This is a genomic window from Aurantimonas manganoxydans SI85-9A1 (assembly GCF_000153465.1).
GTDB classification, from domain to species: Bacteria; Pseudomonadota; Alphaproteobacteria; order Rhizobiales; family Rhizobiaceae; genus Aurantimonas; species Aurantimonas manganoxydans.
Map to the genome: position 1 here is coordinate 3790399 of NZ_CH672387.1, position 22714 is coordinate 3813112.

Here is a 22714-nt window from a genome sequence, read left to right on the forward strand (position 1 = left end):
TCCGCCGAAGGATGGCGAGGATGCGCGCCCGTGGAGGTCGGCTTTGCCGCATCTCCCGCAGCAGACATGCGGCCGAACGGCCCAGCAGTTCAGGGAGGCCGCCGCGATGCCGGGCCAGACTAGCGTGAGGGACGGCGTATGATCGGTCTGGTACTCGTGACCCATGGCCGGCTCGCCGATGAATTCCGTCACGCGGTCGAGCACGTCGTCGGCCCGCAGGACGCCTTCGAGACGATCTCGATCGGCCCGGAGGACGACATGGAGCAGCGACGCGTCGATATCGTCGAGGCCGTCGCCCGGGCGGAACGTGGCGCCGGCGTGATCATTCTCACCGACATGTTCGGCGGAACGCCCTCCAACCTCGCCATCTCCGTCATGGACGGCAACCGCGTCGACGTCCTGGCCGGCGTCAACCTGCCGATGCTGATCAAGCTGGCCAGCGTGCGCGAAGAAAAACCGCTGGCGGTCGCCCTCGTCGAGGCGCAGGAAGCCGGCCGCAAATACATCAACGTCGCCAGCCGGGTCCTGAGCGGCAAGTGAGCACCAATGCCGGCACTCCGAGCGATACCAATTGCCCCGCCCCGGCCGATGCCGGCAGGCCCCATTCGATGACCCGGCCCGACACCCCGCCGCCCCGCACCCTCACCATCGTCAACAAGCGCGGCCTGCACGCCCGCGCCTCGGCGCGCTTCGTGCAGACGGCCGAGGTGTTCGATGCCGAGCTGACAATCTCGCGCGACGGCATGACCGTCGGCGGCCAGTCGATCATGGGGCTGATGATGCTGGCCGCCAGCAAGGGCACGACCATCGAGGTCGCCGCCACCGGCAATGACGCGGACGCCGCGCTCGATGCGATCGAGACCCTCGTCGCCAACCGTTTCGGGGAGGACAGCTAGCCGCGCTGCGCCCGGTCAGTCGGCCGGCGGCACCGCATCGCCCGGCTTGCTTGCGGCTGCGTCTTCCTCACGGGTGTCCGGCTCGGGTACGGTCTTCGTGCCCTCTTCGCCCGTGCTGCCTTCTCCAGCGTCTTCGCTTCCGGCCTGACCGGCCTCCGGGCGGGCAGCGGGCATCTCCGCGCCGTCCGTTCCGGTGGCCTCGCCGCTGTTCGGCGCCGGTTCGGCGTCGGCGGCATCCGGTGCCTCGGCAATCAGCAGCTTCCACAGATCGGCGGTGGCGGCCTTGGCCCGCTCCATCGGCAGGATGAAGCGGCCGGTATTCACCGCAGCCACCAGATCGTCGCGCAGGCCCGCGGCAATTCGGTCGCCACCGGCCGCCGCAATCGTCGCCCAGCCATAGGCCCGCATGCCGTTGCGCGGCGTCTCGATGCCCTCGTAATAGCCGAAGGCCAGCCGCCGGATCGCCGCCCAGTCGCGCTGGCCGAAGGCCGCGACTTCCGCCGCGTGACGGGCTTCACCGGCGGGCGTCCGGCGCCAGCGCAGCTGTGCATCGTCCTCGGCGGCGGCCACCTCTTCCGGGCTGAGACGCCCCTGGACCGACGCGAGACTGTCGTCGGCGATGGCGATCCCGTCGGCCCGCGCCAGCAGCAGCGCCACATAGGCGCCGCGCAGGCCGTCCTGCGGGATCGCGACGCGCGGGTTCAGCGCCAGCGCACGGGCCAGGAGCCCGATGGCCGCCCGGTTGTCCTTTTCCACCGCCGGCAGGAGGATCGTCACCGCCTGCACGATGTCCTGCGGCACGCCGCGGCCGGCGATCAGGGCGTCAGCCGTCGTCAGCACCGCGGCAAGGTCGGCGTCCGGGCCAGACACGAGGGCATCGGGATCGAGCAGCGCGATGGCCGGCGCCGGCCCGGCGGCAACCGATGGTGCAAGCGCCACGATCTCGGCGGCGCCCACCGGTGCATCACCAGTCAGCCGGGCGAGATCGAAGGGTGCGGCGGGCTGCAGCCGCAGGCTCAGCCGGTCCGGCTTTGCCAGGAACGCCTGGACGCTCGCCGACCACTCGCGAGCCATGGCCTGCAGTCGCGGGTCGGGCGCGCCCGGCATGTCGGCAAACACCGCCGCGACGCCGATGCCGGCCATCATGCCGGCGGTGCCGCGGGCCTGATCGGCGGTCATTCCCTGCATCGCGCCGACGACGTGGTAGAGCGCCTCCACCAGCCCGGCGTCGGTAAAGCTCGCTTCCGCCGACTGCAGCCGGCCGGCCAGCATCGGATCGTCGCTTCCCGCGCCGCCCTCGAACTCGTCCAGCGGCAGGAGGATGTGGAAGCCGCGGAGATCGGCGGACAGGTCGAGGGTTCCCACCCCATCGATCGCAACCGACGCCTGCAGATCGTAGTCGGCAGCCGCGACGTCGGTGCGGCCGGCCACGACGATGTCGCCGGTCAAGACTTCCCGGTCGAGCCGCTGCAGGACCGCCCGCACGGGCGGATCGAGTGGCAAGGCACGAGTGTCCACGGCGACGGACTCATAGACCGCCTGTTCGGCGGACAGGCGCATCTGGCCGATCTCCGCGGTGAAATCGTCGCGTCGGATCTTCAGACCCGTCACGATCAGCGCCTGTGTCACATCGTCGTAACGGCGCGCGTCGTAGGTGATCTCGGCGACGCCCCGGCCCGCATAGAGGGCGAGGTCGAACAGATAGGGCGAATAGGGCAGCGCGAACTCGAACAGGCTGTCCGCAAGCGCCCCCTCCCTGCCACCGGCCGCCTCGACGGGGCCGTTCGCGACAAGGAGCCCGCACAGGCCCGCAGCCAGCATGCCAGACCTCAGGCCCATCACCGTCTCCTCCTCCCGCGCATTGCCGCGGCACGCTATCCCCAAAACCGGCGCAGGCAAAGCGCGACGCATCCAATCAAGACATAAGCAAATGTTTATGTCCCCTTGTCCGAAAGGCTCAAGACTGGTAGATCGCTGCCAATGCGACCGGGGGAGACCCCGGCCGACCACCCGATTTCCCACCGTACGAATGGATTGCACATGGCCAACGCACAGGATTACGTCGTCAAGGATATCTCCCTCGCCGCCTACGGCCGCAAGGAACTCGATATCGCCGAGACCGAGATGCCGGGCCTGATGGCCTGCCGCGAGGAGTTCGGCACCGACAAGCCGCTCAAGGGCGCGCGCATCACCGGCTCGCTCCACATGACGATCCAGACCGCCGTTCTCATCGAGACGCTGCGCGATCTCGGCGCCGACCTGCGCTGGGCCTCCTGCAACATCTTCTCGACCCAGGACCATGCCGCCGCGGCGATTGCCGAGGCGGGCATCCCGGTCTTCGCAATCAAGGGCGAGAGCCTCGAGGAATACTGGACCTACACCGACGCCATCTTCCAGTGGCCGGATGGTGAGCCGTCCAACATGATCCTCGACGATGGCGGCGACGCCACGATGTACATCCTGCTCGGCGCCCGCGCCGAAGCCGGCGAGGACGTGCTGTCCAACCCGGGCAACGAGGAAGAGCAGATCCTCTTCGCACAGATCAAGAAGCGCATGGCCGCCACCCCGGGCTTCTTCACCAAGCAGCGCGACGCCATCAAGGGCGTGACCGAAGAGACCACCACGGGCGTCAACCGCCTGTACCAGCTGCAGAAGAAGGGCCTGCTGCCCTTCCCGGCGATCAACGTCAACGACTCGGTCACCAAGTCGAAGTTCGACAACAAGTATGGCTGCAAGGAATCGCTGGTCGACGGCATCCGTCGCGCCACCGACGTGATGATGGCCGGCAAGGTCGCCGTCGTCTGCGGTTACGGTGACGTCGGCAAGGGCTCGGCGGCCTCGCTGCAGGGCGCCGGCGCCCGCGTGAAGGTCACGGAAGTCGACCCGATCTGCGCGCTGCAGGCCGCCATGGACGGCTTCGAGGTCGTTCAGCTCGAGGACGTCGTCTCCAGCGCCGACATCTTCATCACGACGACCGGCAACAAGGACGTCATCCGCATCGAGCACATGCGCGAGATGAAGGACATGGCGATCGTGGGCAACATCGGCCACTTCGACAACGAGATTCAGATCGACGCGCTGAAGAATCTCAAGTGGACGAACATCAAGCCGCAGGTCGACATGATCGAGTTCGCCAAGGGCAACCGCATGCTGCTGCTGTCGGAAGGCCGTCTGCTGAACCTCGGCAACGCCACCGGCCACCCGTCCTTCGTGATGTCGGCGTCCTTCACCAACCAGGTGCTGGCGCAGATCGAGCTGTTCACCAAGGGCGAGAAGTACGGCAACGAGGTCTATGTCCTGCCGAAGCATCTCGACGAGCGTGTTGCCCGTCTGCATCTCGCCAAGCTTGGCGCAAGGCTGAGCGAGCTGTCCGCCGAGCAGGCCTCCTATATCGGCGTGGAACAGCAGGGCCCATACAAGCCCGAGCATTACCGCTACTGATCCCGTCCGGACACCGGACCCGAATCAGACGAACCGCCGGGGCGCAAGCCGTCCCGGCGGTTTTTTCTTTTCCGCCAGCCGCGTTGTTGTGGATTGCGCAGGATTCCGCAGTGGCTACTATGTCCGAATCGCAGCTGCCGGTGGGTGGACCGGTCGCTGCGTCAGCGTTTCTTTGCGTTTCGTCAGGGCACTTCCGGTGTTCTGGCTTCGGCTCCGGATGAATGCGAATCCCACATTCGCATCACCATTCCGGGCCACCGGCAGCGGCGGTGCGTGCGGTATGGCGCCTGCGGCCGGGACAAGGACGCCGGGATACGCTGGCTGACACGAACGGGGACTGACGGAATGAACGAGGGGTGTGGATCCGGGCGCGGCGGCGCTTTCCGGACACGAATGGATTCTTGCGACGGGCGCCGTACCGCAACGGCAGACCGACACGCGCACACACCCGCATCGCCGTCCCGGCGGCGGGCCATCGGCTCCGGCCTCGCCATCCTGGCACTGGCTCCCTCGCCGGCCTCGGCCCAGCTTCTGTCGCTGGCGGGCGGCGTCGACACCATGCTGGGACCGGCCGACATTCTCTATCTGGCCCTCGTTGCCATGCTGATCGGGGCCTCGATGCTGAGCGCGGTCTTCCTGATCCGCCAGCGCGCCGCGACCGCCACCGAGAACGACATGCTGCGCGCCAGCCTGGCCGAAAGCCGGGCCGAAGCCGAAGCGCGCACCATGCTTCTGACCGCCGGCGAAGAGCGGCTTCTGGTCTATTCCGGCCCCGGCGCGCCGGAAATCCTCGGCGCTCTGCCCGGCCCCGCCGGCGCCCCGGTCGAGGAAAAGCGCTTCCTGTCCTTCGGCGACTGGATGGCTGCCGACGTCGCGCTGCGGCTGCAGACCGCGATCACCGCGCTGCGCCACGACGCCGAGCCCTTCAGTATCGAGATCGACCTGCCCCATGGCCGCCTGATCGAAGCCTCCGGCAAGACCATCGGCGGCCTTGCCGTCGTCCGCTTCGTCGCCCTGGAAGGCCTGCGCGAGCGCGCCCGCGAGGCCGAGATCGCCAGCGCCGATGCGCTCGCGATGATCGAGACGATGCAGAACCTGTTCAACGCCGCGCCGATCCCGGTCTGGCTGCGCGACCGCAACGGCCGCCTCGGCTGGGTGAACAACGCCTATGCGGCCTCGGTCGACGCAAAGGAGGCGGCCGACACGCTGGAGCGGCAGGTGGAGTTCCTGTCGGAGCAGGATCGCCTGACGATCGCCGCGCGGCTGTCCGAACAGGCCGTCTTCTCCGACAAGCTCTCGACCGTGGTCGCGGCCGACCGCCGCAATTTCGCGGTGGTGGAAGCCACCGGCCCGCTCGGCTCGGCCGGCCTTGCCATTGACGTGTCGGAGACCGAGCAGGTCCGCATGGAGCTGCGCCAGACCATCAACAGCCAGTCCGAGACCCTCGACCAGCTCACCACGGCGGTCGCCCGCTTCGACGACAAGACGCGTCTTACTTACCATAACGCCGCCTTCCAGCGCCTGTTCGACCTGACCAATTCCTATCTGGAATCGGAGCCGGACCATCTCGCCCTCCTCGACCATCTGCGCACCCGTGGCATCCTGCCGGTGGAGAAGCTGTTCCGCAGCGAGATCCAGGACCAGGACCTCGCCGCCTACCGGGCGACCGAGCCGACCGAGACGATGTGGCATCTGGCCGACGCCCGCACGTTGCGCGTCATCGCCACGCCGCAGCCCCAGGGCGGCGCCACCTGGATCTTCGAGGACATCACCGAGAAGCTCGATCTGGAAAGCCAGGTGAAGGCCACGGTCCAGCTGCAGCGCGAGACCATCGACTATCTGTCGGAGGCCGTCGCGGTGTTCGGCAGCGACGGCCGCCTGCGGCTGTCGAACCCGTCCTTCGCCGAGCTGTTCGGGCTCAAGCCGGACTACCTCCTGTCACGGCCGCGCATCCACACCCTGTCCGATCTCGCCAGCGTCGCGATCCGCCGCACGATCTCCTCCGCCGACACCGATGGCACGGCGTCCGCCGTCGGCGGCTGGCCGCTGTTCTGCCAGTCGGTCACCGCCTTCGACGAAACCCGCCGCGACACCGAGACCGGCGAGATGATCCTGTCCTCCGGCCGCACCATCGCCTTCGCCATCGTGCCGTTGCCCAACGGCCAGACCATGCTGACCTTCTCCGACATCTCCGACGCGCGTCAGGCCGAACGGATGCTGCGCGAGAAGAACGAGGCCCTGGAGCAGGCCAACCAGATCAAGAACGACTTCGTCCAGCACGTGAACTACGAGCTGCGTTCGCCGCTGACCAACATCATCGGCTTCTCGGCGCTGCTGCGGTCCACCGAGACCGGGCCGCTCAACGAACGCCAGAGCGAGTATCTTGACTACATCGCCGTCTCCACCAGCTCGCTCCTGACCATCGTCAACGACATCCTGGACCTTGCCACGGTCGATGCCGGCATCATGGAGCTCGACCTGTCCGAAGTGGACATCGTCAGCACCGTCGAGCACGCGGCCGACGGCATCAGGGAGCGGCTGGAGGAAGCCGAGGTCACGCTGCGGATCGATCTCGCCAAGGCCGGCGAGACCTTCATGGCCGACAGCCACCGTCTCACCCAGATCCTCTTCAACCTCCTGTCGAACGCGGCGAATTTCGCACCGGCCGGCACTGCCGTCGACGTCGTCGCCACACGCGGCCCGCGCGCCATCTCCTTTGCCGTCACCGATCGCGGCCCGGGCATTCCGGCGGACCAGATCGACCGGGTCTTCGAGCGCTTCGAATCCAATCCGGCCGGCGGGCGCCATTCCGGCGCGGGGCTGGGCCTGTCCATCGTCAAGAGCTTCGTCGAACTGCATCGCGGCACGATCTGCATCCAGTCCGCGCCGGACGAGGGAACGACGGTGATCTGCGACTTCCCGCTCGACCCGGCTGCCCCGCTGCGCCACGATGGCGACGATCAGGCTTTCGAGGACGCCGCCGAATGAATGCCTCACGCCCGGCAACGATCGCGAGCGACGCGCCGGACGCGCTCGTCGAGATCGTCCGCATTCCGCTGGCTGACGAAGCCGCCACGCTGCGGCTCGGCGGCGATCTGGCGCTGGCCCTGACGGCGGGCGACGTCGTCGCGCTGATCGGTGATCTGGGCGCCGGCAAGTCGACGCTCGCACGCGCCGCGATCCGCACCCTGGCCGACAACCCGGAGCTCGAGGTGCCGTCGCCGACCTACACGCTGGTGCAGCCCTACGAGACGGTTCCGCCGGCGGCGCATCTCGATCTCTACCGCCTGTCGGGCGACGACGAACTGGACGAACTCGGCTTCGAGGAAATGGCGCGGGACGGCATCGTCTTCGTCGAATGGCCTCAGAACGCCCCGTCGGCGCTGGCCGCGGCCACGGTGACGGTCACGCTGGACAATACCCCCGGCGGCGGCCGGACCGCCCATGTGAGCGCCGACGCCGAGGCGACGCCCCGCATCCTGCGTTCGCTGGCGATCCGCCGCTTCCTCGCGGAAGCCGGCTGCGCGGAACAACCCCGCTGCCGCTTCAGAGGCGATGCCTCCAGCCGCCGCTACGAGACGGTGGACAGGGACGGCCTGACGCTGGTGGTCATGGACGCTCCGCGCCAGCCCGATGGCCCGCCCATCCGCGACGGCCTGCCCTACAGCCGCGTCGCCCATCTCGCCGAGGACGTCGCGCCCTTCGTGGCCGTTGCCAATGCGCTGTCCGCTGAGGGCTTCGCGGCACCGCGGATCCACCGTGCCGATCTGGACGCCGGCCTCCTGCTGATCGAGCATCTGGGCAGCCAGACCCTGCTCGACGCCGATGGCCGCCCGGTCCCCGAACGCTACGAGGCTGCGGCAGAGGCGCTCGCCGCCCTGCACGGGACCCGCTGGGACTCGGCCATGCCGGTTGCGGATGGCGTTTGCCACACGGTGCCGCCCTATGATCGCCGCGCCATGCGCATGGAAGTCGACCTCCTGCCCGACTGGTATCTTCCCCATGCCCGGCGTCGATCGGCCAGTCCCGACGAGACGGCGCGTTTCGCGCAGATCTGGAACGGCCTCTTCGATGCGCTGGACGATGCGGAGACCAGCCTGGTGCTGCGCGACTTCCATTCGCCCAACATCATCTGGCGCCCGGCTGAAGAGGGCCTCGCCCGGATCGGCCTCATCGACTTCCAGGATGCGCTGATCGGCCCGGCCGCCTACGATCTCGCCTCGCTGGCACAGGATGCCCGCGTCGACGTGTCGGCCGAACTCGAGGCGCGGCTGACCGCGCACTACGTCTCGCTGCGCGCCAGGGATGCGGGTTTCGACGCCTCCGGTTTCGAGCGCGCCTACGCCATCATGGCGGCCCAGCGGGGATCCAAGATCCTCGGAATATTCGTGCGATTGCTGGAACGCGACGGCAAGCCGCAATATCTCCGTCACATCCCACGGATTAAAGCCTATCTGGCGCGCACGCTCGACCACCCGTCCCTGACGGCCCTGCGCGATCTGTACCAAGACTGGGGCGTCCTCGACGAGGCACCGACGCAGCGCCCCCTTTGAGCCCGGACAAGAGCCGCATGACCCTGACGACCACCCCGCCCTTCAAGCCCAAGACCGCCATGGTTCTGGCCGCCGGCCTCGGCAAGCGCATGCGGCCGATCACCTCGACCATTCCCAAGCCCCTCGTCGAGATCCGGGGCAAGGCGCTGATCGATTACGGGCTCGATGCGCTGGCCCGCAACGGCGTCGAGCGCGTCGTCGTCAACGTGCATTACATGGCCGATCTGATGCGGGCGCATCTGCGCAAGCGCAAGGACATGGAGATCATCGTCTCCGACGAGCAGGACGAGTTGCTGGATTCGGGTGGCGGCATCGTCAAGGCGCTGCCGGAGCTCGGATCCGAGCCCTTCTACGTGATCAATTCCGACACGTTCTGGATCGACGGCTACCGCGACAATCTCGATCTGATGGCGCATCTGTGGAACCCGGCGCGCATGGATATGTCGCTGCTGATCGCCGACATGCAGCAGGCCACCGGCTACGACGGCAAGGGCGATTTCGTCATGGATGTCGAGGGCCGGCTGACCCGCGTCGAGGAGCGCGACATGTCGCCCTTCATCTATGCCGGCGTCGCGATCATGAAGCCCGAGATCTTCGCCGGCATGAAGCCGGAGAAATTCTCGCTGAACCGCGTCTTCGACGATCTGATCGACGCCGACCGCCTCTATGGCGTGCGGCTCGGCGGCCTGTGGATCACGGTCGGAACGCCCGGCGCCATCCCTCTCGCGGAGGCCGCCTTCATCGCCAGCGCCGCCGCCTGAGCCGCTGCGCGTCGCCGACGGTTTACCACTGCAAAACAAACAGATCACCTCGCTGAACACTTATTTGTGTTTGCATTCCGAGGGCTGCCGTTGAGCCTTTTCTAACGCACCGGCCCGCAGAGTGCTGCCTGAGCACAAGACGGGTGGATTTGATGCGGACAGACGGCCATTTCGCGCTGCAACAGCTGCAGACCGAAATCCTCGAGGCGATTGCCCTGGGTTCGCAGTTCCACGTCATTGCCAACCTCCTGTGCGCGCGCGTCGAAAGCCTGGCGCCCGGCGTGATCTGCTCGATCCTTCTGATCGACGAGAACCGCCAGCTGCGCTCTCTGGCGGCTCCGTCGCTGCCCGCGCATTACTGCGAAGCGCTGAATGGGCTAGACATCGGGCCAAGTGCCGGCTCGTGCGGCACTGCGGCATTCCGTGGCGAGCCGGTCGTGGTGACCGATATCGCCACCGACCCGCTCTGGTTCGGCTACGCGCAGCTCGCGCTACCGTTGGGGCTGAGGGCCTGCTGGTCGAGCCCGATCTGCGATTCCTCGGGACGCGTCGCCGCAACCTTCGCCTTCTATTATCCGGTCCAGCGCGGCCCGAGCGCGTTCGAGCGACAGATCGTTGATGCCTGCGTGCATCTGTGCACGATCTCCATCGCCCACACGCAGATGCAGCAGCACAACCATCACCTCGCCTATTTCGACCAGTTGACGAACCTGCCCAACCGTCGGTGTTTCGACGAGGCGATCACCGCGTTGGCGCTCGAGACGTCGCCGAGCTTCGCGCTGATCCTCGTCGACATCGACCATCTGAAGGCGATCAACGATTCCATGGGCCACATGGTCGGCGACCGGCTGATCCGCGAGGTCGCCCAACGCCTGCGCGACAGCGACGCCGCCGCCGTCAGTGCCGCCTACCGGCTGAGCGGCGACGAGTTCGCTGTAGTCTGCGATCCCTGCCGCAATCATGCCGAGCTCGCGCGGATCGCCCACGCGATCCGTCGCCGGATGAGCCCGCCCTTCGAGTGCAACGGCAACATGATGGTGCCGCAGGTCACGCTCGGCGGCGTCGTCTACGGTCCGGACGGAAGCGACGCCGAAACGCTGCGGCAGAACGCCGATTTCGCGCTCTACCATGCCAAGGAAACCGACCGCGGCAGCTACGTCGCCTTCGATGCCGAGCTGCGGACCACCATCATGCAACGGGTCGAGACCATCCGCGAGGTCGACCAGGCGTTGTCGGAAGACCGGATCCTGACCTACTACCAGCCCGTCGTCCGGCTCGACACGGCCGAAATCGTCGGGCTCGAAGCCTTGGCGCGCATGGTCACGCCCGATGGGCGGATCGTCGCCGCGGGGGCCTTCTCGGCGGCCTTTTCCGACAACAAGGTCGCCTCGCGTATCAGCGAGCGCATGTTCGCGCAGATCGCCCGCGATCTCGCGGCCTGGATCGCTCGCGGCCTGCCGATCCAGCATGTGGGTATCAACCTCGCCCCCGCAGATTTCGAATCCGGCGATCTGGAGGCGCGGTTCCTCGCGCCCTTCGAGGCGGCCGGGGTGCCGTATCATCAGCTCGTCGTCGAGGTGACCGAGAACGTCTTCCTCGACGGGCTCGGCGAGGATGTCGCCGAGAGCCTGACGCGGCTTCGCAACCTCGGCGTCCTGGTTTCGCTGGATGATTTCGGCACCGGCTTCGCCTCCCTCACCCACCTGCTCAAGCTGCCGGTGGACATCATCAAGATCGACCGCTCCTTCGTCGACCAGATGCTCACCGACGCGCCGAGCAGCGCGATCATCGAGGGGCTGATGGGCATCGCCGACAAGCTGGGCATGCGGGTCGTGGCCGAGGGGATCGAGAATGCAGGACAGGCCGAACGGCTGAACGAGCTCGGCTATGTTCTCGGCCAGGGCTACCATTTCGCCCGCCCCGCCGATTTCAACAGCACCACCGACCTCTTGCAGCTCTTCGCCCAACGCAAGGCGCAGCCGCCGGTCGTCGCAAAGGGCTGGGCCGAGGCGTCCTGAGACCAATACCGCGCGCCGCAAGGAACCGGCGCGAACGCCGCTCGCCCCGCCGGGACCCCCCGTGCAATCGGGCCGCGCCGGCAACTGGCCCGTGCGAATCGTCCGGGCTTGGCCTAGACTCGGTGCATGACCGCCAACCTTTTTTCGATCCCGCCGGGACGGCCTTTCCTTGCCACGCTTGCCGAAGGCCTGCTCGACGGTCGCATCGTGCCGTCCTTCCGCTATACGGGCGATCCGCTGGCCCTGGCCGGCGCGACGATCTACGTGCCGACCCGCCGCGCCGCGCGCGCGCTGGCCGGGGAATTCGCCCGGCTTCTGGGCACCGGCAGCGCCATCCTCCCCGCCATCCGGCCGATCGGCGAGAGCGACGAGGCCAGCCAGTTCGCGCCCGAGGGCGAGCGGCCGTCGCTGGAACCGTCCATGGGCGAACTGGAACGGCGTCTGCAGCTCGCGCGCCTCGCTCGGCAATGGCGCTCGGTCACGCGCGGCCGTGAATTCGAGGCGCTGATCGGCGAAGAGGCCGTGCTGCCGGCCTCCGCCGCCGACGCCCTGTGGCTGGCGGCCGATCTTGGCGCGCTGCTCGACGAGGTCGAGACCGAGGGCACCAGCCTCGGTAAGCTCGCGGGCCTTGCTCCCGACGCCCTGTCCGACTGGTGGCAGCTCACCGTCACGTTCCTGTCGATCGTCACGGAAACCTGGCCACAGGCGCTGGCCGAGGCCGGCCGGGTCAGCGAGGCCACGGCCAAGAATGTCTGGCTGCGGGCCGAGGCCCAGCGGCTGCGGCGCGATCCCGGCATCGGTCCGGTGATCCTCGCCGGCTCCACCGCCACCGCCCCCGCGACGATCGAACTGATGCACGCCATCGCCCATCTCGAGCATGGCGCCCTGGTGCTGCCCGGTCTCGACCGGCATCTCGATCCGGAGGCCTTCGCCGCGATCTCCCGCGAGGGCGCGATCTCGGCGCCCGGCCATCCACAATACGGCCTGAAGACCATCCTCGCCCGCTTCGCCCTGCCACCGGAGGCGGTGACGCATCTGGCTCCGAACGAGGAGCCTGCCCTCACCGCCCGCGAGGCTTTCGTCGCCGATGCGCTGCGCCCCGCCGAAACCACCCATCGCTGGCGCGAGACGGCGCGCGATCACGGCGCAGAGGCCCTGGACGGTCTCGCTCTCGTCGAGGCGAATGACGAACGCGAGGAGGCCCTCGCGATCGCCTGCGCAATGCGCGCGGCGCTGGCCGATCCGGATGCGACGACGGCGCTGATTACCCCGGACCGCAATCTCGCCCGCCGGGTCGTCTCGGAACTCGCCCGCTTCGGCATCGCCGCCAATGATTCCGGCGGCCGGCCGCTGGCGGCCACGCCGCCCGGCACGCTGCTGACCACCCTCGCCGCCGTTGCGTTGCAGCCGGGCGACCCGATCGCCCTGATCGCGCTTCTGAAGCATCCGCTGACCCGGCTCGGCATGCCTGCTGCCGAGGCCCGCCGCGCCGCCCGCGCCATCGAGATGCTGGCCCTGCGCGGTTCGGTCGGCATTCCTGACGGCGCCCGCCTCGGCGCCATCGTCGCCGCGCGGCGCAGGATGCTGGAGACGGCGACCCACATGCCGCGGCCGGTCCGCATCCTGCCCGAGGCCGAGCGCGAACTGGCCCAGATCATGGCCGACCGCCTGGAGGCGGCGCTGGAACCGCTGTCCGCCCTGCGCGACGGGACCGAACGCGAGATCGCGGCCTATGCGACCGCGCTGACACGCTGTCTCGAGGCCGTGGCGGCGGATGCCGACGAGGACGCCTCCGAAGTCTATGCCGAGGAGGCCGGCCGGGCGATGGTCGAGTTCCTGAGCGACATCGTGCGGGCGCCCGACACCGGCTTCGGCTTCGCGTCGCGCGAACTCGGCGACGTCATCGATGCGCTGATCGCCGGCGTCACGGTCAAGCCGCGCGGCGGCCTCTCCGCCCGCGCCTTCGTCTGGGGCACGCTGGAGGCGCGGCTGCAGAGCGTCGACATGGCGATCCTCGGCGGCCTCAACGAAGGTACCTGGCCCGGCGGCACCAAGAGCGGCGCCTTCCTGTCGCGGCTGATGCGCCGCGAGATCGCGCTCGACCCGCCGGAGCGGCGCATCGGCCTGGCCGCCCACGATTTCTGGATGGCGATGGGCGCCCGAAAGGTCGTCATCACACGTTCGCGGCGTGCCGGCGGCGCTCCGGCGATCGCCTCGCGCTGGCTGCAGCGGCTGACGACTCTGGCCGGCGAGGACGGCACCGCGCGTCTGCGGGCCGCCGGACAGACCTATCTCGATCATGCCCGCCGGCTCGACGACGCGCCGGCCGATGCCGGACAGGACATCCGCGCGGCCCGCCCCGAGCCGCGCCCGCCGCTGGACCGCCGGCCGACCTCCTATTCGATCACCGATGTCGAGACGTTGATCCGCGATCCCTACGCGATCCATGCCCGCAAGATCATGAATCTCGAGCCGCTGCCCGAACTGATGCGCGATCCGCACGCCGCCGAACGCGGCAATCTCTTCCACGACATTCTCGGCCGCTTCGTCCAGCGCGGCCACGATCCCGACGCGGGCGATGCCGAAGCGGAGATCCTCGCCATCGCCCGCGAGCGCTTTGATGAGGAGATGCTGCCGCCGGACATCGAGGCCGTGTGGTGGCCGCGCGCAGAATCGCTGTGCGCCAACTTCATCGCCTGGGAGCGCGAGCGCGGGCCCCGTGTGGCGACGCGCCATGCCGAGATCGGCGGCGCTTACGATTTCACCGACCTGGCGACGACGCTGCGCGGGCGGGCCGACCGCGTCGATGTCATGGCCGACGGCTCGACCGAGATCCTCGACTTCAAGACCGGCACGACACCGTCGGTCTCGCAGGCCCGCGCGCTGCTGGCCCCGCAACTGCCGCTGGAAGGCGCCATGGCCAAGCTCGGCGCCTTTGCCGACGCCGGCACCGCCTCGGCGATTTCCGACCTCGTCTATGTCCGCCTGCGCGAACGCACGCTCTACGAGGACCATCTCGCCAGTGACGGCGGTCGCAAGGGCGAGCCGGTCGATCCCGACGCGCTCAGCGATGAGGCCCTGGCCAAGTTCCGCGGCCTGGTGGCGAATTTCCGCAACGCGGCGACCCCCTTCCGCTCGCGCACACGGCCCTTCATCGCGGGCGATTTCTCCGGTGCCTACGATCATCTGGCCCGGGCGCAGGAATGGTCGATCGGTGCCGACGAGGGCGGCGACGGCGGCGAAGGGAGCGCGGCATGAGCGGCTTCACCGGCATTGCCGAAACGACGCGGCTGCAGGCCATCGCTGCCGATCCGGAGCGCTCGGTCTTCGTGTCGGCCAATGCCGGCTCCGGCAAGACCCATGTCCTGACCGAACGCGTCGTGCGGCTGCTCCTGTCGAAGGTCGAGCCGTCGAAGATCCTCTGCCTGACCTATACCAAGGCGGCGGCGGCCGAGATGTCGGGCCGCGTCTTCGCAAGGCTGGCGAAATGGGCGACCGCCGAGGATGCCGATCTCGCGGCGGAGATCGCCCGGCTCGACGGCAGGCCGCCGACGCCGGAGAGGATGATCGTCGCGCGCCGTCTCTTCGCGGAAGCGCTGGAGACGCCGGGCGGGCTGAAGATCCAGACCATCCACGCCTTCTGCGAGGCGATCCTCCACCAGTTTCCGCTCGAAGCGAACGTTCCAGGGCATTTCGAGGTGCTGGACGACGCCGAGAGCATGGCCCTGCTGGCCGAAGCGCGCCGCCTGCTGATTACCGGCGCGGCGCGGAAGGCACCGGACGAGGCCGCCTCGGCGCTGGCGGACGCCTTTGCCTCGGCCCTCACGCTGGCCGGCGAATGGGGCCTCGACCAGCTCATCGGCGAAATCGTCAACCGGCGCGACGCCATCCGGCGGCATCTCGACGAGGCCGGCGGGATCGACGCGGCGGTCGCGCTTCTGCGCCACGCCCTCGGGCTGCAGCCCGGCGAGGACGAGGCCGCGATCGTCGCGGCGGCAGACGATGCGCCCAGCTTCGACGCGGCCTTCTGCGACAGCGCTATGAGCCTTGCCGCCGCCAGTTCCAAGCCGACCGACGTCAAGTTCCGCGACCGCCTGCAGGCGCTCCGGGACGCCGGCACGCCGGATGCGCGGCTCGCCGCGCTGAAGGCGCTGTGCCTGACGGCCAAGGGCACGCCCTACAAGCCGTCGAGCGTCGCCACAAAGGCGGTGGCCGACGCCCTGCCCGACTTTCCCGAGCGGTTGCAGCAGCTGGCCGACCACGTCCAGGCGATCGACGAGCGCCTCGCCAGCCTGCGGCTGTTTCGCGCCAGCGCCGCCGCCCTGGTGATCGCCGACGCCTTCGAGCGCGACTACGCCATTCTCAAGCGCCGGCGGGGGCGGCTCGATTTCGAGGATCTGATCGTGCGGACCGCCGAGCTCCTGACCCGCTCGGCCGCCTCGGCCTGGGTCCATTACAAGCTCGACCAGGGCATCGATCACGTCCTGATCGACGAGGCGCAGGACACCAGTCCGCGGCAATGGCAGGTGATGCGTCAGCTGGTGGAGGAGTTCTTCGCCGGCGCCGGGGCCCGAGAGGTCACCCGCACGGTCTTCGCCGTCGGCGACGAGAAGCAGTCGATCTACTCCTTCCAGGGCGCCTCGCCGCGCATGTTCGCCGACGAGCAGCGGGCCATGCGAAAGCGTGCCGAGGCCGCCGAGGCGCGTTTCGAGGAAGTGCGGCTGACCCAGTCCTTCCGCACCGCCGCCGACGTCCTGCGGGCGGTGGACACCGTCTTTGCCGACGCCGAGAACCGCAAGGGCCTGTCGTCGGGCGACGAGCCGCCGGCGCACCAGACGGCGCGGGGCGAGGCGCCGGGCCTGGTGGAGATCTGGCCCGTCTATCAGGCCGAGGAGCAGCCGCAGTCGCGCGACTGGCTGCAGGCGATCGACTACGAGCCGGCCAATTCCCCGGCCAACCGGCTGGCGCGGCGGATCGCCGCCCAGATCGGCGACTGGATCGGCGACCCCATCGCGCACAAGGGCGCGGTGCGCCCGCTGGCGGCGGGTGACGTCATCGTCCTGGTGCGCAAGCGCTCCGGCTTCGTCGCGGCCATGGCCAAGGCGCTGCGCGATGCCGGCATTCCCGTCGCCGGCGCCGACCGGCTGGTCATCACCGACCATATCGCGGTGAAGGACCTGATGGCGCTCGGCCGGACAGTGGCCAATTTCGAGGACGATCTGTCCTTCGCCGCCGTCCTGAAGTCGCCCTTCTTCGATTTCACCGATGACGACCTGATGGGGCTGGCCCTGTCGCGCGAGCGCCACGAGCCGCTGTCGCTCGGCCTGCGGCGGATCTGCGGACCGGAGGGACTTGCCCGCGTGCCGGAGTTCGTGCCGGACGAAACGACCGAGGCGTTTCTGGCCAAATGCCGTTACGCGCTGACGCGGCTCGACGAGTTACGGGCCCGTTCGGGCTTCGAGACCATCTTCGCCTTCTATGCCCGCATTCTCGGTCCCGAGGGGGGCCGCGCCCGGCTGACGCGCCGGCTCGGCTCGGATTCGGGCGAGGTGATCGATGCCTTCCTCGATCTGGCGCTGGCCGACGAGGACGCGGGCGAACCCGGCCTCGACGCCTTCCTCGCGCGGCTGGCCGCCGCCCCGCCCTCGATCAAGCGCGAAATGGAGCAGGGCCGCGGCGAGGTGCGGATCATGACCACCCACGCCTCCAAGGGGCTGGAGGCGCCGGTCGTCTTCCTCGTCGATCCCGGTTCCGCCCCGTTCAGCCACGCCCATGGCTCCCGGCTGATGGAATGGCCCGACATGCCCGGTCTTGTGCCCGGAATGTCCCCGGGCTTCCTGTGGCGTGCCGCCAAGGATCTGGAGAACGACGCCATCGCTGCCCTCAAGGAAGCGGAGAAGGCGCGGGCCGAGGAGGAATATCGCCGGCTGCTCTATGTCGGCATGACCCGCGCCGCCGACCGGCTGGTCGTCTGCGGCGTCTCGGGCGTGCGCGGCCCGAACGAGAATTCCTGGCTGCAGCGGGCCCAGCTCGCCCTGTCGGCGGAGTGCGAGCCGGTGATCGACGCCGACGGCGCGACCATCGCCTGGCGTTTCGGCGCGGCCGGGACAGGCGACAAGCTGGCTGCCGCGATCCCCTCGCAGCCCGACGCGCCCGCGCCGCTCGACCTGTCGCCGCTGCCGCCGGAAATCCTGCCGCCGCGACCGCTGTCGCCGTCCTCCGCCGGCGAGGGGACCGAGATCGCCGAAGACGACGCAATCCCGCCCGAAGCCGCGCAGGCCTTCGTGTCCCCGGTGCTCAGCCAGACGGGCGATCCGTCCTTTGCCATCCGCCGCGGCCTTGCGGTCCACAAGCTGCTGCAGGTCTTGCCGGAGATGGCCGCGGACGCACGAGAGGCGGCCGCACGGCGCTATCTGGCGACGGCGGCGCCGGAGATGCGTGCGGGCGACCACGACGCGCTGGTCGCCTCCGCGCTGGCCGTCATGGACGATCCGGGCTTCGCCGCGATCTTCGCAGCCGGCAGCCGGGCCGAGGTGCCGGTTGCCGGCGAGATCACGCTTGCCGGCCGCAGCTACCGGGTCAACGGCACGATCGACCGCCTCGCGGTCACCACAACGCGCGTGCTGATCGTCGACTACAAGACCAACCGGCCACCGCCCGCTTCCCTAGCGGAGGTGTCGCCGGCCTACATCATGCAGCTGGCGCTCTACCGGGAGATGCTGAAGCCGCTCTATCCGGACCGGCCGATCGAGGCGGCGCTGCTGTTCACCGAAGCGCCGCGGCTGATCGCCCTCTCGGAAGCGGTGATGGAGCAGGCGGTCGCGCGCCGCCGGGCGTCCACGCAATCGGCAACGGAGCGTCAAGAGAACGGCGCCGTCGCTTGATTTGGCGCTGGGCGACTTCTACGTAACGAGACGAACAGGATTTAGGAGCCGACCATGGCCACGACAAAGATCGACACCAGCAATTTCCAGACCGACGTCCTCGGCAGCGACAAGCCCGTCGTCGTCGATTTCTGGGCCGAATGGTGCGGGCCCTGCAAGATGATCGCGCCGAGCCTCGAGGAAATCTCCAACGAGATGGACAATGTCCGGATCGCCAAGGTGAACATCGACGAGAACCCGGACATCGCCGCCCAGTTCGGCGTGCGTTCGATTCCGACGCTGATGATCTTCAAGAATGGCGAGCATGCCGACACGATGGTCGGCGCGCAGTCCAAGTCGAAGCTCGTCGACTGGATCAACAAGGGCGCTGCCTGAGCGGCTCAGCGTCCAGCGCCATCGCGATGAACTGAAAAAGACCTGGGTCGATCGCCCGGGCCTTTTTCGTGTGGTGGGCTCAGAGCCCGCAGGAGTTCAGCGCGGGGCGAGACCGCTGCTGGAGAGGACATCGCCAACCAGATAGAGCGAGCCGCAGATCAGGAAGCGCGGCGCGCGGCTGTCGTCCCAACTGCTGGAGACCAGCCGGATCGCCTCCTCGACACTGTCGCAGGGCTCGGCGTCGAGACCGGCGTCGATCGCCGCCTCGGCGAGATCGTCGGGGTCGATGCCCGCGTCCGACGAGCCGACGGGCACGGTGAAGACATGCCGCGCAATGCCGGCAAAGGACGCGAAGAAGCCGGTCGGGTCCTTGGTGTTGATCATCCCGACGATCAGGAACAGCGGCCGCGAGACGCGCTCCTCCAGATCAGCCAGCGTCTCGGCGATGGCCGCGCCCGCGCCGGGATTGTGGCCGCCGTCGAGCCACAGCTCCGAGCCCGGAAACGCCGCCCGGTAGAGCGGACCCGAGGCGATCTGCTGCATCCGTCCCGGCCATTCGACATGGGAAAGCCCCGCCTCGATCGCCTTGTCGGCCGGCGCGAAGCCGCCATGGCGCAATGCGGCGATGGCGGTTGCGGCATTGGTCAGCTGATGGCGTCCCGGCAGCCGCGGCATCGGCAGGTCGAGCAGGCCGGATTCGTCCTGATAGACCAGCCGTCCATGTTCCTCATAAGCGAAGAAGTCCTGGCCGTAGACGAGCAGCGGCGCCCCGGCGCGGTCGGCCATGGAGGTCAGCACCTCGAGCGCGATCGCCTCGTTCTGCTGGCCCAGCACCACAGGCACGCCGCGCTTGATGATGCCGCCCTTCTCTGCGGCGATCAGTTCGACGCGGTCGCCGAGATAGGACTGGTGATCGAGCGAGATCGACGTGATGACCGTGACGGCCGGCTTCTCGATGACGTTGGTGGCGTCGAAGCGGCCGCCGAGCCCGACTTCCAGAAGCACCGCGTCGGCCGGGTTTTCCGAAAACAGCAGGAACGTCACCGCGGTGAGGATCTCGAACACGGTGATCGGCGCACCGGCATTGGCTTTTGCGGCGCGGGCCACGGCCTCGGCCAGCATCGCGTCGTCGACCAGGGCTCCGGGCTCGCCCTTGCGGCCGATGCGGTAGCGCTCGTGCCAGTTGACGAGATGCGGCGAGGTATGGGCGTGCACCGCCTGCCCGTCGGCCTCCAGAATGGCCCGGCAGAACGCCGTGACGGAGCCCTTGCCGTTGGTGCCGGCAATGTGGATCTGCGGCGGCAGCTTGCGCTGCGGCTCACCAAGATCGGTCAGAAGCCGGCGAATGCGGTCGAGGGACAGGTCGAAGCCCTTCGGATGCTTCAGCATCAGGGCATCGATTTCGGCGGCGGCCAGCGAGGTCGTTGTCATCGGAAAGAATTACGCCAGTGCGGGGAGCGATGCAAAAAGGCCGCTCAGCCCGCGGCCTGCGATTCCGGCGCCTCGGCTGGCTCGGCGCCCATCGCCTCAACGGGCTCGGCCGCGATCGCTTCCTCTTCGAGGGCCTCGGCCGGCTGCCTGGTCAGCAGCTTCAGGAGATTGGCGATGGTCGAGCGCAATTCGTGGCGATGCACGACCATGTCGACCATGCCGTGGGCCATCAGATACTCTGCGCGCTGGAAGCCCTCGGGCAGTTTCTCGCGGATCGTCTGTTCGATGACGCGGGCGCCCGCAAAGCCGATCACCGCACCCGGCTCGGCAATGTGGACGTCGCCCAGCATCGCATAGGAGGCCGACACGCCGCCGGCCGTCGGATTCGTCAGGACGACCATGTAGGGCAGCCCTGCCTCCTTCAGCATTTCTACCGCCACCGTCGTGCGCGGCAGCTGCATCAGCGACAGGATGCCCTCCTGCATACGCGCGCCGCCGGAGGCGGCGAACAGCACCACCGGGCGCCGCTCGGCGATGGCGGTCTCGAAGCCCTTGATGATCGCCTCGCCGGCGGCCATGCCGAGCGAGCCGCCCATGAAGGCGAAGTCCTGGACGATGGCCATCACCGGAACGCCCTCGAGGCTGCCGCGCGCCGCCAGCACGGCGTCGTCCATCTCGGCCTTCGCCTTGTATTCCTTCAGCCGTTCGACATAGCGCTTGGAGTCGCGGAACTTCAGCGGATCGACCGCGACCTTGGGCAGTTCGATGGTCTCGAAGGCGCCGTCGTCGAAGAACGCCTTCAGCCGGTCGCGGGCTCGGATGCGCATGTGGAAGCCGGAGGACGGCACCACCCACTGATTGGCTTCCAGATCCTTGTGGAAGACCATCTCGCCGGTCTCGGGACATTTGATCCAGAGGTTTTCGGGCACTTCGCGCGTGGCGAGGAGGCTCGAGATCTTCGGGCGAACGTAGTTGGTGATCCAGTTCAAGGCACTTGTCCCGTGGCAAAATCGGTCCGGCAGCCGCTGCCGGCAAGGGGCGGCAGCGCAATCGCTGCCGCAGGAATTAGGCGGTCATGCGTCCCTGTCGACGGGGCGCGTCACGCCCCGGACATGGTCGCCCGCTCAGGACTTGGCAAGATGGGCGGCACGCACGCCGCCGGCGATCTCGCCGACGAGGTCGCGCACGTCGCTGACCGTGCGGGCGGTGGCGCGGCCGTTCTCCAGCGACTGCTCGATCGCCTTGACGATCGCCGAGCCGACGACGACGCCGTCGGCGCCCTTGCCGATCTCGCGCGCCTGATCGGCGGAGGTGACGCCGAAGCCGACGCAGACCGGCAGGTCGGTGTGCTTCTTGATGCGCCCGACGGCGGCGGCGACCTTGTCCGCATCGGGGGCGGCCGAGCCGGTGATGCCGGTGATCGAGACGTAGTAAACGAAGCCGGAGGTGTTCTTCAGCACCGCCGGCAGGCGCTTGTCGTCAGTCGTCGGGGTGGCGAGACGGATGAAGTTGAGCCCGCTCTGCAGGGCCGGCAGGCAGAGCTCGTCGTCCATCTCCGGCGGCAGGTCGACCACGATCAGCCCGTCGACGCCGGCGGCCAGCGCGTCGGGAACGAAGCGCTCGACGCCGTAGATGTAGATCGGGTTGAAGTAGCCCATCAGGATGATCGGCGTGGTCTGGTCGCCCTCGCGGAAGGCGCGCACCAGCGACAGGGTCTTCTTCAGGCTTTCGCCGGCCTGCAGGGCCCGCAGACCGGCCTTCTGGATCGCCGGGCCGTCGGCCATGGGATCGGAGAAGGGCATGCCGAGCTCGATGATGTCGGCGCCGGCCGCCGGGAGTGCCCGGGCGATCTCCAGCGCCGTCTCGTGGTCGGGGTCGCCGGCCATGACGAAGGTCACGAAGGCGGGGCGACCCTCTTCCTTCAGCGCGCGGAACCGGTCTTCGATGCGTGTCGTCATGTCAGGCTTTCGTCACCTCGGCGACCCATTGGGCGGTCGCCGCGTCCACGTGGTCGACCTTGAAGCCGAAGATCGCGGGCGTGTCATAGGGATGGTGTTCGCGGATCGCCGCCGCGCAGGCGTCGAACCGGTCCGCCGTGGTCTTGATCGTCAGCGGCCACTCGTCGTGGCGCTCCTTGCTGCCCTGCCAGACATAGCGGCTGTCGACTTCCTTGCCGATATTGACGCAGGCCGCGAAGCGGCCGTCGATCAGGACATGCGACAGTTCCCGCGCTTCCTCAAGCGAGGGGCAGGTGACGTGGATTTCGACGATGTCGGTCATGCAGGCTCGCTTCGCTCGCTGGCTCGTCCAGCGTTGTCAGCTTGGTTTGAGGACATTCCGCTTACCGGGCCACCG

15 protein-coding genes are annotated in these 22714 nt (G+C 68.6%); 10 read left to right on the top strand and 5 right to left on the bottom strand.

All coding sequences use genetic code 11. The features are described 5' to 3' along the window. Positions 1 to 138 precede the first annotated feature (138 nt). A complete protein-coding gene (locus SI859A1_RS17865) occupies positions 139 to 540 on the top strand; it encodes a PTS sugar transporter subunit IIA (RefSeq protein WP_009211079.1) in 402 nt (133 codons plus the stop codon). Positions 541 to 608: 68 nt separating this feature from the next. Beyond that, positions 609 to 896 carry an HPr family phosphocarrier protein gene (locus SI859A1_RS17870; RefSeq protein WP_009211080.1) on the top strand — a complete coding sequence of 96 codons (288 nt, stop codon included), beginning with the start codon at positions 609 to 611 and terminating at the stop codon, positions 894 to 896. A gap of 15 nt (positions 897 to 911) precedes the next feature. Here SI859A1_RS17870 and SI859A1_RS17875 read toward each other — a convergent pair whose 3' ends face one another. Next, positions 912 to 2735, bottom strand: a complete 1824-nt coding sequence (locus tag SI859A1_RS17875) for an aq_1923 C-terminal domain (RefSeq protein WP_148233888.1) — start codon at positions 2733 to 2735, stop codon at positions 912 to 914. Between the two features lie 201 nt (positions 2736 to 2936). Between SI859A1_RS17875 and ahcY the strand changes: the two genes are divergently transcribed. The 8 genes from ahcY (at position 2937) to trxA (ending at position 18928) form a co-directional block, all read left to right on the top strand. Further along, positions 2937 to 4337: an adenosylhomocysteinase gene (gene ahcY, locus SI859A1_RS17880; protein ID WP_009211082.1), complete on the top strand. Its 1401-nt coding sequence runs from the start codon at positions 2937 to 2939 to the stop codon at positions 4335 to 4337. A 393-nt stretch (positions 4338 to 4730) separates the two neighbouring features. Further along, entirely contained in the window at positions 4731 to 7325 is a 2595-nt protein-coding gene (locus SI859A1_RS17885) for a PAS domain-containing sensor histidine kinase (RefSeq protein WP_244401071.1), read from the top strand. Then, complete coding sequence (locus tag SI859A1_RS17890) at positions 7322 to 8890, top strand: bifunctional tRNA (adenosine(37)-N6)-threonylcarbamoyltransferase complex ATPase subunit type 1 TsaE/phosphotransferase (RefSeq protein ID WP_009211084.1); 1569 nt, start codon at positions 7322 to 7324, stop codon at positions 8888 to 8890. Before SI859A1_RS17885 ends, SI859A1_RS17890 begins: the two co-directional genes overlap by 4 nt. Before the next feature lie 17 nt (positions 8891 to 8907). After that, positions 8908 to 9651 (top strand): nucleotidyltransferase family protein, encoded by a 744-nt coding sequence (locus SI859A1_RS17895; protein WP_009211085.1) that lies wholly within the window; start codon positions 8908 to 8910, stop codon positions 9649 to 9651. A 152-nt stretch (positions 9652 to 9803) separates the two neighbouring features. Next, positions 9804 to 11669, top strand: a complete 1866-nt coding sequence (locus SI859A1_RS17900) for a putative bifunctional diguanylate cyclase/phosphodiesterase (RefSeq protein WP_040325984.1) — start codon at positions 9804 to 9806, stop codon at positions 11667 to 11669. Positions 11670 to 11795: 126 nt separating this feature from the next. Beyond that, complete coding sequence (gene addB / locus SI859A1_RS17905) at positions 11796 to 14927, top strand: double-strand break repair protein AddB (RefSeq protein WP_009211087.1); 3132 nt, start codon at positions 11796 to 11798, stop codon at positions 14925 to 14927. After that, on the top strand, positions 14924 to 18553 hold the full coding sequence (gene addA, locus SI859A1_RS17910) for a double-strand break repair helicase AddA (RefSeq protein WP_009211088.1): 3630 nt from the start codon (positions 14924 to 14926) through the stop codon (positions 18551 to 18553). The genes addB and addA overlap by 4 nt, the downstream gene beginning before the upstream one ends. A gap of 54 nt (positions 18554 to 18607) precedes the next feature. Continuing rightward, a complete protein-coding gene (gene trxA / locus SI859A1_RS17915) occupies positions 18608 to 18928 on the top strand; it encodes a thioredoxin (RefSeq protein ID WP_009211089.1) in 321 nt (106 codons plus the stop codon). A gap of 96 nt (positions 18929 to 19024) precedes the next feature. On the opposite strand, the gene SI859A1_RS17920 is transcribed toward trxA, so the two are convergent. The 4 genes from SI859A1_RS17920 to cutA form a co-directional block, all read right to left on the bottom strand. Beyond that, on the bottom strand, positions 19025 to 20359 hold the full coding sequence (locus SI859A1_RS17920) for a bifunctional folylpolyglutamate synthase/dihydrofolate synthase (protein WP_009211090.1): 1335 nt from the start codon (positions 20357 to 20359) through the stop codon (positions 19025 to 19027). A 44-nt stretch (positions 20360 to 20403) separates the two neighbouring features. After that, positions 20404 to 21348 carry an acetyl-CoA carboxylase, carboxyltransferase subunit beta gene (accD, locus tag SI859A1_RS17925; protein ID WP_009211091.1) on the bottom strand — a complete coding sequence of 315 codons (945 nt, stop codon included), beginning with the start codon at positions 21346 to 21348 and terminating at the stop codon, positions 20404 to 20406. Between the two features lie 135 nt (positions 21349 to 21483). Next, positions 21484 to 22317 (bottom strand): tryptophan synthase subunit alpha, encoded by an 834-nt coding sequence (gene trpA / locus SI859A1_RS17930; RefSeq protein WP_009211092.1) that lies wholly within the window; start codon positions 22315 to 22317, stop codon positions 21484 to 21486. A 1-nt stretch (position 22318) separates the two neighbouring features. Continuing rightward, complete coding sequence (cutA, locus tag SI859A1_RS17935; RefSeq protein WP_040325985.1) at positions 22319 to 22639, bottom strand: divalent-cation tolerance protein CutA; 321 nt, start codon at positions 22637 to 22639, stop codon at positions 22319 to 22321. Positions 22640 to 22714: the final 75 nt, after the last annotated feature.

Excerpts from the sequence above, each read along its gene's own strand:
- ahcY (WP_009211082.1), top strand. The coding sequence starts at position 2,937 with ATGGCCAACGCACAGGATTACGTCGTCAAGGATATCTCCCTCGCCGCC.
- trxA (WP_009211089.1), top strand. The coding sequence starts at position 18,608 with ATGGCCACGACAAAGATCGACACCAGCAATTTCCAGACCGACGTCCTC.
- SI859A1_RS17885 (WP_244401071.1), top strand. The coding sequence starts at position 4,731 with ATGGATTCTTGCGACGGGCGCCGTACCGCAACGGCAGACCGACACGCG.
- SI859A1_RS17870 (WP_009211080.1), top strand. The coding sequence starts at position 609 with ATGACCCGGCCCGACACCCCGCCGCCCCGCACCCTCACCATCGTCAAC.
- addA (WP_009211088.1), top strand. The coding sequence starts at position 14,924 with ATGAGCGGCTTCACCGGCATTGCCGAAACGACGCGGCTGCAGGCCATC.
- cutA (WP_040325985.1), bottom strand. The coding sequence starts at position 22,639 with ATGACCGACATCGTCGAAATCCACGTCACCTGCCCCTCGCTTGAGGAA.
- SI859A1_RS17890 (WP_009211084.1), top strand. The coding sequence starts at position 7,322 with ATGAATGCCTCACGCCCGGCAACGATCGCGAGCGACGCGCCGGACGCG.
- trpA (WP_009211092.1), bottom strand. The coding sequence starts at position 22,317 with ATGACGACACGCATCGAAGACCGGTTCCGCGCGCTGAAGGAAGAGGGT.
- SI859A1_RS17895 (WP_009211085.1), top strand. The coding sequence starts at position 8,908 with ATGACCCTGACGACCACCCCGCCCTTCAAGCCCAAGACCGCCATGGTT.
- SI859A1_RS17875 (WP_148233888.1), bottom strand. The coding sequence starts at position 2,735 with ATGGGCCTGAGGTCTGGCATGCTGGCTGCGGGCCTGTGCGGGCTCCTT.
- SI859A1_RS17865 (WP_009211079.1), top strand. The coding sequence starts at position 139 with ATGATCGGTCTGGTACTCGTGACCCATGGCCGGCTCGCCGATGAATTC.
- addB (WP_009211087.1), top strand. The coding sequence starts at position 11,796 with ATGACCGCCAACCTTTTTTCGATCCCGCCGGGACGGCCTTTCCTTGCC.
- SI859A1_RS17920 (WP_009211090.1), bottom strand. The coding sequence starts at position 20,359 with ATGACAACGACCTCGCTGGCCGCCGCCGAAATCGATGCCCTGATGCTG.
- SI859A1_RS17900 (WP_040325984.1), top strand. The coding sequence starts at position 9,804 with ATGCGGACAGACGGCCATTTCGCGCTGCAACAGCTGCAGACCGAAATC.